This window comes from Thiohalocapsa sp., assembly GCF_019695415.1.
In the GTDB taxonomy this organism is placed as follows: Bacteria; Pseudomonadota; Gammaproteobacteria; order Chromatiales; family Chromatiaceae; genus Thiohalocapsa.
The window spans coordinates 1-12,153 of the sequence record NZ_JAIFKJ010000138.1; the positions used below are offsets into that span (position 1 = coordinate 1).

The 12,153-nt window shown below is 67.7% G+C and carries 7 protein-coding genes; 4 read left to right on the plus strand and 3 right to left on the minus strand.

The window, feature by feature from the left end:
• Positions 1-3,811, minus strand: a 3,811-nt coding sequence (locus tag I6U14_RS03470) for a DUF3683 domain-containing protein (RefSeq protein ID WP_367115623.1), incomplete at its 3' end; no start/stop codon positions are given.
• Positions 3,812-4,240: 429 nt separating this feature from the next.
• Between I6U14_RS03470 and I6U14_RS03475 the strand changes: the two genes are divergently transcribed.
• Positions 4,241-4,825, plus strand: a complete 585-nt coding sequence (locus I6U14_RS03475) for a methyltransferase type 12 (protein ID WP_296896910.1) — start codon at positions 4,241-4,243, stop codon at positions 4,823-4,825.
• Between the two features lie 415 nt (positions 4,826-5,240).
• On the opposite strand, the gene ppdK is transcribed toward I6U14_RS03475, so the two are convergent.
• Positions 5,241-8,015, minus strand: a complete 2,775-nt coding sequence (ppdK, locus tag I6U14_RS03480; RefSeq protein WP_296896911.1) for a pyruvate, phosphate dikinase — start codon at positions 8,013-8,015, stop codon at positions 5,241-5,243.
• A 490-nt stretch (positions 8,016-8,505) separates the two neighbouring features.
• Between ppdK and I6U14_RS03485 the strand changes: the two genes are divergently transcribed.
• From I6U14_RS03485 to I6U14_RS03495, 3 genes are all read left to right on the plus strand, one after another.
• The gene (locus I6U14_RS03485) at positions 8,506-8,934 is read left to right on the plus strand and encodes an EF-hand domain-containing protein (protein ID WP_296896913.1); all 429 of its coding nucleotides are present in this window, start codon (positions 8,506-8,508) and stop codon (positions 8,932-8,934) included.
• Positions 8,935-9,035: 101 nt separating this feature from the next.
• Entirely contained in the window at positions 9,036-9,722 is a 687-nt protein-coding gene (locus I6U14_RS03490) for a flavodoxin family protein (RefSeq protein WP_296896915.1), read from the plus strand.
• Positions 9,723-9,749: 27 nt separating this feature from the next.
• The gene (locus I6U14_RS03495) at positions 9,750-10,208 is read left to right on the plus strand and encodes an NUDIX domain-containing protein (protein ID WP_296896917.1); all 459 of its coding nucleotides are present in this window, start codon (positions 9,750-9,752) and stop codon (positions 10,206-10,208) included.
• Positions 10,209-10,303: 95 nt separating this feature from the next.
• Here the strand turns inward: I6U14_RS03495 and recJ are convergent, their stop codons facing one another.
• Complete coding sequence (gene recJ, locus I6U14_RS03500; RefSeq protein ID WP_296896919.1) at positions 10,304-12,070, minus strand: single-stranded-DNA-specific exonuclease RecJ; 1,767 nt, start codon at positions 12,068-12,070, stop codon at positions 10,304-10,306.
• Positions 12,071-12,153: the final 83 nt, after the last annotated feature.

Below are 12,153 nucleotides of genomic sequence, written 5' to 3' on the forward strand. Positions count from 1 at the left end.
GGGGCCGTTTGCCCCCCCCGTGCTCGACGCTGTCTTGGCCGGTGGGTGCTTGGATGCCCTTGGTCAGCTCCTCGTGCTTGCGGAATCGGACCTGATTGGCGATATCCGGGCGGCTGGGGCCCAGCGTGCCGGCCTCGCCGCAGCAGCGGTCTGACAAGGGCACTGGCTGCCCCATCAGCGTCTCTGCGACCGACGTTGGCTGATAGGTCTTCATGGGCGTGTGGCAGGGGTCGTGGTAGAGGTACTGCTGGCCGCTGACGCCCTGCAGGCTGACGCCTTTCTCCATCAGATACTCATGGATGGCGAGCAGCCGACAGCCGGGGAAGATGCGCTCGAACTCGTACTTGAGCAGCTGATCCATGCAGGTGCCGCAGGAGACGATGACGGTGCGGATGTCCAAGTAATTGAGCGTGTTGGCCACCCGGTGGAAGAGCACCCGGTTCTCCATGGTGATCTGCTTGCCGCTGTCTTCCAGGCCGGCCGCGCGCTGGGGGTAGCCGCAGCAGAGGTAGCCTGGGGGCAGCACGGTCTGCACGCCCTCGTCGAACAGCATCGCGAGCGTGGCCAGGCCGATGTCGGAGAACAGCCGCTCGGAGCCGCAGCCCGGGAAGTAGAAGACCGCCTCGGCGTCCTCGGCCACTTGGGGGTCGCGCAGGATGGGCACGCGGGAGCGGTCCTCCAGCCCCAGCTCGTGGCGGAAGGTGCGCTTGGGGACTTCCACACGGATGGAGCGGCTCACCAGGTTCACTGCCTGGCCCACCGGGCTCGGGCTGCCGGTGGTGGTGCCGGGCTTGTCGTTGGCGGGGCTGGTGAGCTTGAGGCCCTTGGCGAGGCTGTTGGCGAGGTTGAGCCCCTGGAAGCCCCACTCGGCGAGCCCCTTGCGCATGAGGTTGATGGCCTGGGGATTCTGGGTATTGAGAAACGCCATGGCCGCAGCGGCCCCGGGGCTGGTGCGCTTCTTGCCCCGGTCCACCAGGATGCGGCGCATGCGCATGGTGACATCGCCGTAGTCGATGTCCACCGGGCAGGGGTTGAGGCACTTGTGGCAGATGGTGCAGTGGTCCGCCACGTCGTTCATCTCTTCGAAGTGGCGCTCGGAGAGCCCGCGGCGGGTCTGCTCCTCGTACAGGAAGGCCTCGATGATGAGCCCGGTGCCGAGGATCTTGTTGCGCGGGGAGTAGTCCAGGTTGGCCCGGGGCACATGGGTCATGCACTTGGGCTTGCACTTGCCGCAGCGCAGGCAGTTCTTCACATCATCATTGAGCGCACCGAGCTCGGTCTCCTCCAGCAGGATGGCCTCCTGCTGCACCAGGCGCAGTGACGGGGTGTAGGCGCCGTCGAGCCCCGAGTCCTTGGCAAGCTTGCCGGGGTTGAAGCGGTTGTTCGGGTCGATCTGCTGTTTGTAGCGCGCGAAGGCGTCGAGCTTCTCGGGCTCCAGGTAGCCGATCTTGGTCAGCCCAATGCCGTGCTCGCCGGAGATGACGCCGCCGAGCGCTGTGGCCAGCGCCATCACCTGGTCGACGATGCGGTCGGCCTCCTTCAGCATCGCGTAGTTGTCCGAGTGCACCGGGATGTTGGTGTGCACATTGCCGTCGCCGGCGTGCATGTGCAGCGCGACGAAGAGGCGGGCGTCGCGGACCTGGCGGTGGATCTCGGCGAGCTTGGCGCGGACCGGGGCCAGGTCTTGGCCGGCGAAGATCTCGTCCAGGCGCTTGGCGACCTCCTTACGGTAGGTCTGGCGCAGGTCGCGGCGCAGCATCAGGTCCAGCAGGGTGTCTTTGGCATGCACGAGCTGCCGCTCGGGCTCCCGCAGCAGGTCCATATGCTCGATGGCGGGCTCGTCCAGCAGCTCGAGGATAGAGTGCCAGCGGTTGCGGGCCTGCTCGACCACTTCGATGGCCGCCTCGCGCTTGGCGTTCAGGATCTTGCGCGCCTCGTCGGAAGACTCGGACGCGTAGGTGCCGGCAGGGCGGGCCTCCTCCAGGGGGCCTGCCAGGTAGTCCAGCACCGCGGCCATGATGGCGTCCTTGTTCTTGATGGATTGCTCGATGTTGATGCGCTCGATGCCGCGGCTGTAGGCGGCGAGCTTGTCGAGCGGAATGACGACGTCTTCGTTGATCTTGAAGGCGTTGGTGTGCCGGCTGATGGCCGCCGTGCGGGCGCGGTCCAGCCAGAAGCGCTTGCGGGCCTCGGGGCTGATGGCGATGAAGCCCTCGCCGTCGCGGGCATTGGCGAGACGGACGACTTCGTCGGCGACATGGGCGACGGCCTCCTCGTCATCGGCCACCAGGTCCGCGATCAGCACCATCTTCGGCAGCTCGCGGCGGTTGGCCTTGGTGGAGTAATTCACCGCGCGCACGTAGCGCTCGTCCAGGTGCTCCAGGCCCGCGATCTGCACCTCGGGGTGATCATCGACGAAGTCCTTCACCTCGACGATGGCGGGCACGGCCCGGTCCAGGTCGGTGCCGAAGAACTCCAGGCACACCGTGCGCACCTGGCTCGGCATCCGGTGCAGCACGAAGCGGGCGGAGGTGATGAGCCCGTCGCAGCCCTCCTTCTGCACCCCGGGCAGGCCCGACAGGAACTTGTCCGTCACGTCTTTGCCGAGACCGAGCTTGCGGAACGCCTGGCCCGGCATTTCCAGGACTTCCGGCCTGCCCTTGGGTGTCTTGCCGTCAGCTGCCAGGCGTGTGATCCGAAAGCGCACGGTCTCGGCGTCGTGGATCTTGCCGAGGTTGTGGTCCAGGCGCTCCACCGTGAGCCAGTCGGCGTCCGGCGTGACCATGCGCCAGGACACCAGATTGTCCAGCGCCGTGCCCCAGAGCACGGCCTTTTTGCCGCCGGCGTTCATGGCGACATTGCCGCCGATGCAGGAGGCGTCCTGGGAGGTGGGGTCCACCGCGAAGGCCAGGCCGTTCGCGTCCGCCAGCTCCGAGACGCGCTTGGTGACCACGCCGGCGCCGGCGCGCACCGTGGGCACGTTCTCGGGGTTTGCCCGGCCGTCGCTCGCGGGCAGGTCCATGCGCTCGACGCCGGATAAGGATTCGAGCTTCTCGGTGTTGATGACGGCGCTGCGGGCGTCCAGCGGCACCGCGGAGCCGGTGTAGCCGGTGCCGCCGCCGCGGGGGATAATGGGCAGCCCGCAGTCGATGCAGGCGGCGACGATGGGGGCGACTTCTTCTTCGGTGTCCGGGGTGATGACAACGAAGGGCATCTCCACGCGCCAGTCTGTGGCGTCCGTGGCGTGAGAGACTCTGGCGAGCCCGCCGAAGTTGATGTTGTCCTTGCGGGTGATGCCGGCGAGGCGCTTGGTGATGCGCCTGCGCAGCGCCTTGTCGGCCTCGAAGTGGGCGGCGAAGCGTTTCACCGACGCCCGCGCCGCCGCCAGCAGGTCGGCTGCCTTCTGGTTGTCGTTGAGGCGCTGCTCGAACTGGTCCAGACGATGCTCCAACGCCTCCACCAGCATGGCGCGGCGCTTCGGGTCTTCCAGCAGATCGTCCTGAAGGTAGGGGTTGCGGGTCACCACCCACATGTCGCCCAGCACCTCGAACAGCATGCGTGCCGAGCGGCCGGTACGGCGGCTGCCGCGCAGCTCTTCAATGAGCCGCCAGTTGGCCTCTCCCAGGAAGCGGATGACGATTTCCCGGTCGGAGAAGGAGGTGTAGTTGTAGGGGATCTCGCGCAGGCGATGCGTCGGGATGGGGCTGGCTGCGTCGGTGTCGTCGGCGGCGGAGGGCGGCTCGAGGCCGGGTTCTCGCAGGGTGTTTGTGGGGTCGGCCGCGTCGGTGCGTCGCTGTGCGGGGGCTGACATAGAAGGCTCTGGCGTTGCTGCGTTGCGGCAATTCTAACGTAGCCAGCGAGATGCCCGCGGGGGAGTCTGGGATGCAAGACCGCGCGATGGATCGGGTTACATCATTGTGTTGACACCTTCAAGCCCGGTACTGCTCTGATGAGAATGCGTCCGCGCAGGCAATGGGAGCCCGCGCGGCGATACGCTCGGGTGGAGGTCCGGCCGATGGGCCGCATGCAGGCCGCGGCAGCGAGCGGCGGGCTGTGTGCCGTTTGGAGCGAAGGAGGGCGGTTTACCGGATACGCTCGTTCGGACGGGGAAATATAATCGGGCAGCGGAACCTGGGAGAGATAGACCGACCTGCTGCTCCCTGCGTCCGCAAATACCATGAATCTCATGCCACGCGGCCGCAGCGCGTGGCGACCAGTGTCAGCGACCCAAAGCATTCATATGTCACCGACCAGACCACCGCGCCGGCGCGCCAACGGCCACCTGATTTTCGCGCGGCAGTTCTTCAAACACCCGCGGCAGATCGGCTCGATCATCCCGAGCTCCAGTTTTCTCGAGCGCCGCGTGATCGCTGCGGCGGCTCTCAGTACGGCCAACGTGGTCGTCGAGCTCGGCCCAGGCACGGGCGGCATGACGCAGGCGATGTTGCAGGCACTGCCCGAGCATGCGCGACTGCTGAGTATCGAAATCAACCCCGTCTTCCATGAGCAGGTCAGCAAAATCCGGGACGACCGCCTGATCGCTCACCTTGGCAGCGCGGCCGACATCCGCGCCATCGCGGCCTCCTATGGCCTGGCTCTGCCTGACGCCATCGTCTCGGGCATTCCCTTTTCCACCATGAGCGAGACGCTAGGCTCGCAGATCCTCGCGGAGGTGGCGAGCGCACTTGCCGATGCGGGCTGCTTCGTGGCCTACCAGTTCAACCCCCGTGTCGCAGCGCTCGGCAAGCCGTTGCTCGGTCCGCCGGAAGTCTCAACGGAATTGCTCAACTTCCCGCCCATGCGCGTGTTCCGCTGGGCCAAATAGGCGGCTTGACGATGCACGCCTTCAAGCGAGGCTGAAGCCGACATGCACTCCAGCAAAGCGGTTCATTCAAGCGGCTCGATTGCCGCGCGGTGTCGCTCATCGCCCCAGAAAATCTCCACGAGATAGTGTGGCATTCGCTTGCTGGATACTCGCGAATCACGGCGAGGCTCGGTATCCCCCGTTCTTGAGGTGCTCCAGGGTCAGGTTCTCGATTCTGTTGGCGATGGGCTGCGGCTCACGTGTATCGCACGCGGCCAAGTTTGGCAGGGGGTTCGATCCCGACGCGTGCTGGTGGGCTGGGCGCTTTGGGTGAGCATTCCTCGCAAAAAGAACGGGCGGTGGTCACGGTCGACCACCGCCCGATGGGCGAATCGTTTTCGGCGCCGGCAGGCTGCCGGCGCCGATCCGGCAGGGCCTACACCGCTTTGTGCGCCAGCGCCGCATGCGCCGCAGCGAGCCGCGCCACCGGCACCCGGGGACCCGAGCAGCTGACGTAGTCGAGCCCGGCCTCGTCGCAGAAGCTGATGGAGGCGGGGTGGCCGCCGTGCTCGCCGCAGATACCCACGTGGATATCCGGGCGGGTGCTGCGCCCCCACTCGACGGCCAGCTTCATGAGCTTGCCCGCACCCTTCACGTCCAGGACCTCGAAGGGGTTGTCCTGCAGGATGTGGCTGCGGTTGTAGAGCGGCAGGAACTTGTTCTCGGCGTCCTCGCGGGAGAAGGAGAACACGGCCTGCGTCAAGTCATTGGTGCCGAATGAGAAGAACTCCGCTTCTTCTGCCAGCGACTCGGCGCGCATGCAGGCGCGCACCACCTCGATCATGGTGCCGAACTTGAACGGCACCTTGCGGCCGGTGGCGGCCTCCACCTCGGCGTGGATCTCGTCGACATAGGACTTGACCCGCAGCAGCTCTTGCTTGGTGCAGACCTGCGGCACCTTGATCTGCGGATGCACGTCCATGCCGGCGGCGACGCACTCGGCGCCGGCCTCCAGGATGGCGCGGATCTGCATCTTGTAGATCTCAGGGAAAGAGATCCCAAGCCGCACGCCGCGATGGCCGAGCATGGGGTTGGTCTCGTGCAGGGCACGGACCTTGCGCAGCATGGTCTCCTTCTTGGCGATGGCCTCTTCCACCATCATCGGATCCATGACGTGGCGCAGGTCGTCGAAGGCGATGCGCTCGTTCTCCGGCGTGTGCAGCAGGCCCATGGTGCCGGCCAGGGCCGTCATACCGCGGGTACTCTGGGCCAGTACCTTCAGATCGGCGAGGTCGCGCTCGAGCTGGTGTTCGTCGGGCAGGAACTCGTGGATGGGCGGGTCCAAGAGCCGGATGGTGACCGGGTGCGGAGCCATGACCTCGAACAGCTCGCGGAAGTCCTTGCGCTGCAGCGGCAGCAGCTCGTCGAGGGCCGCCTGGCGCTGCTCCGGGGTCTCGGCGACGATCATCTCGATGACGATGGGCAGGCGCTCGACGGCGTTGAACATGCGCTCGGTGCGGGCCAGGCCGATGCCGGTGGCGCCGTACTTGCGTGCAAGGCGGGCGTCGTCCGGGGTGTCCGCGTTCGCCAGGACCTCGAGCCGCGCGGCCTCGTCCGCCCACTCCAGCAGCGTGGACAGCTCCGCAGTGAACTCCGGGTCCATCGTCGGGATGGCGCCGATGTAGACATAGCCGTTGGAGCCGTCGAGGGTGATGAGGTCGCCTTCCTTGAAGCTGGTGCCGCCGACCATGGCCTCGCGGCGGGTCACGTCAACGCTGATGCCCTCGGCACCGGCCACGCAGGGCTTGCCCATGCCGCGGGCGACCACCGCCGCGTGGGAGGTCTTGCCGCCGCGGGAGGTGAGGATGCCCTTGGCGGCGAAGAAGCCGTGGATGTCCTCGGGCTTGGTCTCCTCACGCACCAGGATCACGTCCTGACCCAGGTCCTTTCCGAGCTGCTCGGCGCGGTCGGCGTCGAACACGGCGATGCCCGCCGCGGCGCCGGGCGAGGCCGGCAGGCCCTCGGCGACGGGCTCGCTCTTGGCGCTCGGGTCGAGCCTCGGGAAGAGCATCTGCTCCAGGCTGATGGGGTCCACGCGCTGCAGCGCCTGCTCCTTGCTGATGAGGCCCTCATTGACCATCTCGACGGAGGTGCGGACCATGGCCGCAGCGTTCATCTTGCCGTTGCGGGTCTGCAGGCAGTAGAGCACGCCCCGCTCGATGGTGAACTCGAAGTCCTGGACCTCGTGGTAGTGGGTCTCCAGCTTCTCGCGCAGCTCGGCGAGCTGACGGGCCATCTCCGGCATTTCCACCGTCAGGCGCGCGAGCGGCTTCGGCGTGCGGATGCCGGCCACCACGTCCTCGCCCTGGGCGTTGATCAGGTACTCGCCGTAGAGCTCGTTCTCGCCGGTGCCCGGGTTGCGGGTGAAGCCGACGCCCGTGGCGGAGTCGTCGCCGCGGTTGCCGAACACCATGGTGCAGACGTTAACGGCGGTGCCGTTGGCCATCTCCGGCGTAATGTGGAACTGGTTGCGGTAGTCCACCGCGCGCTTGCCCATCCAGGAGTTGAAGACGGCCTTGACGGCGATCTCCAGCTGCTGCATCGGGTCGGACGGGAACGGCTTGCCGGTGTGCTCCTCGACCACCTTCAGGAAGCGCTCGGAGATTTCTTTCAGGTCGTTGGCGGACAGGTCCACGTCCTGCTTGGCGTGGGCGTGCTCCTTGACCTCTTCGAACTCGCGGTCGAACAGCTCGTCCGGTACGCCGAGCGCGACCTTGCCGAAAAGCTGGATGAAGCGGCGGTAGGAGTCGTAGCCGAAGCGCGGATCGCCGGTGGCCTTGATCTCGCCCTGGAGGGTGTCGGCGTTGAGGCCCAGGTTCAGGATGGTGTCCATCATGCCTGGCATGGACATGGCCGAGCCCGAGCGCACGGACACCAACAGCGGCTTATCCGGGTCGCCGAAGCCCTTGCCGGTCTTGCGCTCCAGCGCCGCCATCTGGTCCCGCACTTGGTCCATGACGCCCGGCGGCAGGGTGCGGTCCGGCATGTCCAGGTAGGCAAGGCAGGCCTCGGTGGTGATGACGAACCCCGGCGGCACGTTGAGGCCGATCTGGGTCATCTCGCAGAGGTTGGCCCCCTTGCCCCCCAGCAGCTTCTTGTTCTTGCCGTCACCTTCCTCGAATGCAAATACCCACTTTGTCGGCTCGGTCATGATCGCGGACTCCCAGATCGGTTGCACCAAATACGCCTGCGGTTTCACGCTAGCGAAATTGTGGGGTATTGGAACGCCATTGGGAGTCGCAGCCAAGCGGTGTCTACCTGCGGGTTGCCTTGCATCAGCATCGTCGGCTGGCTGCACCGCTTGCGCGCAAACGACCATACCGCCCGCCAGGTAACTGCACCGTCTCTGCGCGCCGGAGACCGCGGCGCCGCAGCAGAATCCAGCTGAAGGTCAGAAGTGCACCATGTTTCCACACTGCTTGTGCGGACGCTGCGCGGTTGCGCATTAATCTGAGAATCGAACGGAGCGCAGACGACAGGTCGGCGCGTCCGAAGGCGGGCGGGGCAATCTGCGCCGTCCAGGCTATCGGCAACATAGGGGCGTCGCCGCACGCGGTCTGCACAAAGGTGCGAGCCGCTGCCAGGCGGATGACCCAGCTGATGCCGGTATCAACCCAAACCCACGACATCGGAGGCGTCAGATGTCACAGAAGTACAGCCTTTTCCATCGCAAGCCCATGATGGTCTCGCTGCTGGCCTGCGGACTCACATTGTTCACCGCCACGGGCGCTGGTGCCCAGCCCGGCTGGGGTGACGGACAATACGGTGGTGGCGGGCGTGGCCCCGTCCCGTTCTCGGCCATGGACAGCGACGCTGATGGCAGCGTGACCGCAGCCGAGCACGCCGCCTTCCGTGCCGAGCGGATCTCCGCCAGGAGCCAGGAGGGCAGGCCGCTGCGCAACGCCGCTCAGGCGCCGTCATTCGAAGACCTGGATGCCAACGGCGACGGGCGCTTGACCGAGTCGGAGATGATGCAGTTCCGCAGCCAGCGGATGGCCGGACGCCCATGCATCAAGGGCGGACGCGGCGGGGGTCGAGGTGCTGGTGGACCCCGGTATCGCGGGTGGTGATCAATCGCGAGTGCAGACAGTGCAAGGTTCGATAGGGCGGCGTAGGATCGAGGCCTGCGTCAATGACGAGCCCCTTGCACTCCTGAACTTCGCGAGCAAGCATGCGTCCGACCGGCCACGAACAGCTCGGCCCACGCGCCAACACGGAGGCGGCCCGCATCCTGGCCCTTGACGGCAGCTATCGGCGCGGCGGTATCACGGACCAACTGGTGGACGTGGTGCTCGGTGCCGCGGCGTCCGCCGGCGCGCGCACCGAGCGGGTGCATCTCATCGACCAGCCCATCGCCTTCTGCATGAACTGCCGGGCCTGTGCGGCGGAGTCCGTCGAATCCGCACCGGTGCGCGGCACGTGCCTGCTCGAGGACGGCATGGCATCGCTGCTGACGCGTCTCGACGCCGCCGATGCGCTGGTACTGGCGGCGCCAGTGAACTTCGGCGGCGTGACGGCCGTTACCAAACGCTTCATGGAGCGGCTCATCTGCTACAGCTACTGGCCCTGGGGGCAGCCGGCACCGAAGCTGCGCCGCGACTTGGCCGAGGGCAAGGACCGCCGACGCCGCCCGGCGGTGCTGCTCACATCGAGTGCCGCACCCTCACTCATGGGCCGGCTCATGGAGAGCCCGATCCGGCAGCTGAAACAGACCGCCGAAGTGCTGGGTTGCGAGCCGGTGGGCACGCTTTGGCATGGGCTCGCGGCGCAGAAGCCTGAGCAGAGCCTAAGCGGCGGCGCTCGCCGCCGGGCCGAGAAGCTGGGCGCGAGGCTCGTAGCACGCATCCGGCAGCCTTGACGCCAATCTCCGTCACGGCGCACCCCGATGCCCGCCCAGCGCAGCAGCGACAGGCCTGTCACCCGTGCCGCCGGCATCGTACCCGTGCGCTTCGACTCTGCTGACCCCGAGCAGGCGGAGCCGCGCTTCCTGCTGCTGCGCGCGTACAACTACTGGGATTTCCCCAAGGGTGAGCTTGCGCCGGGCGAGGCGCTCCTGGATGCGGCCATGCGCGAGGCCGCCGAAGAGACGGGGCTGGGTGATTTTCGGCTCCGATGGGGCGAGGACCACATCGAGACAGAGCGCTACGGCCGCGGCAAGATCGCCCGCTACTACCTCGCCGAGGCGCCGAGTGGCGATGTGGAGCTGCCCGTGAGCCCGGAGCTGGGCCGCCCGGAGCATCATGAGTTCCGCTGGGTGACCGCCGAGGCGGCTCGATCGCTTCTGAACGAACGCCTACGGCGTGTGCTGGACTGGGCCCTGGAGCGTATCGCCACGGGTCCCTGAGCCTGGGCCGACGGATTCGAGCGGCCTGCGCCGAGTGCACGCCGAAGATTTGGCAGCAGACTCTTTCCGGCGGGCGTTGCGCCGCGGCGCATGCCTCAATCCGCCTGCGGCTCCAGGTGCTCGAATACCAGCTGCGGCGCGCGCAGCCCGCGGTAGTCGTTGATGTCCAGCCGATAGGCGAGCCTTACGCGCCCGTCCGCCGCGTCCCGGTGCTCGGCGAGGTGGAAGCCGATAGCCGACAGCGGCGGCGCGCCCTCCACGCGCACCCGCAGCTTCAGGTGGCGGTCTGCGGCAACGGTCCTGTGGCTGACCTCAAACACACCGTCGAACACGGGCTCGGAGAAGCCTTTGCCCCAAGGGCCGGCGCGGCGCAGCGCATCGGCTGTGTGTAAGGTGAGCAGCGGCGGCGGCAGCTCGCCGTCGGAAAGGATCTCCCGCACCGCCGGCGCGCCGCCGAGCTGGCGCTCAACCTCCGCTGTGAAGGCGGCCCGGAAGGCGTCCAGCGCGTCCGGCGCCAGGCTCAGGCCGGCGGCCATCGCATGGCCGCCGAAGCGCTCGATGAGGCCGGGGTGGCGCTTGTCCACGGCGTCCAGCACGTCGCGGATATGCAGCCCCTCGATGGAGCGTGCGGAGCCCCTGAGCTCCCCGCCGCCAGCGTTCGCAAAGACGATGGTGGGACGGTGCCAGCGCTCGCGCAGGCGCGCGGCGACGATACCGATCACGCCTTCGTGCCACTGGGCGCCGTGCACGCAGAGCGCGGGCGGTGCTGCGCCATGGTCAGCGGCGAGACGCTCCACCAGCGCAGTCGCCTCGTCCAGAATGCCGTGCTCCAGCTCCCGGCGCTCGCCGTTCAGCGCGTGCAATTGTTGGGCGAGGCGCATGGCACGCACAGGATCCTCTGTGGTCAGGCACTCCACGCCGATGCTCATGTCGTCCAGTCGGCCTGCGGCGTTGAGCCTTGGGCCCGCAGCGAAGCCGAGGTCCCGCGCCGTCACCTCCGGCAAGCGGCAGCCGGCCACCTCCAGCAAGGCCCTCAGACCGGGCCGGCAGGCCCCCGCGCGCATACGCCGCAGTCCCTGCTCCACCAGGATGCGGTTGTTGCGGTCCAACTGCACCACGTCCGCGACGGTACCGAGGGCCACGAGGTCCAGCAGGCTCGCCAAATTCGGTGCCTCCCGCACCGCAGGTGCACCGGCACTGGTGAACCAGCCCCGGCGGGCGAGCTCTGCACGGGTGGCCGCCAGCAGATAGAACATCACCCCACAGCCGGCGATGTGCTTGCTCGCAAAGCGGCAGCCCGGCTGATTCGGGTTCACCACCGCCGCTGCATCAGGCAGCTCAGCGCCCGGCAAGTGGTGGTCGGTGATGAGCACCGGGATGCCGTGCTCGGCGGCCCGGGCGACGCCGGCGTGGCTCGCAATGCCGTTGTCCACGGTGACGATCAGATCCGGGCGGTGCTCAACGGCGGCGTCCACCACGGCCGGGCTCAGGCCGTAGCCGTGGCGGAAGCGGCTCGGCGTGAGATGCTCCACCGCGCAGGCGCCGAGGGCGCGAAGCCCGAGCAGGGCCACGGCACTGCCGGTGGCGCCGTCGGCATCATAGTCGCCGACGATAAGGATACGCCCCCCGCGCTGAATCTGATCGGCGAGGAGCCCGGCTGCGGCCTCGATGCCGTGCAGCCCCGCAGCGGGCAGCAGCTCGTTCAGGCTCACCGCTGGCGCCGTATCGCCGCGGTGGGCGTAGAGCCGGGTGAGCAGCGCCGTGAGGTTGGCGGGGGCCGTCGGATACTCGCCGAGGCGGCGGATACGCACCGGGGCGGTGTTTGCGGCTGCGCTGGCGGCTGGCTTTGACTGGCGCGGCATGGCGCGAAGCTTAACCGGCAATGCCACCCGGCTGCAGCCCGTGCAGAGCACCGGCCACCGGCGCTTGAGCCTGCGGATGACAG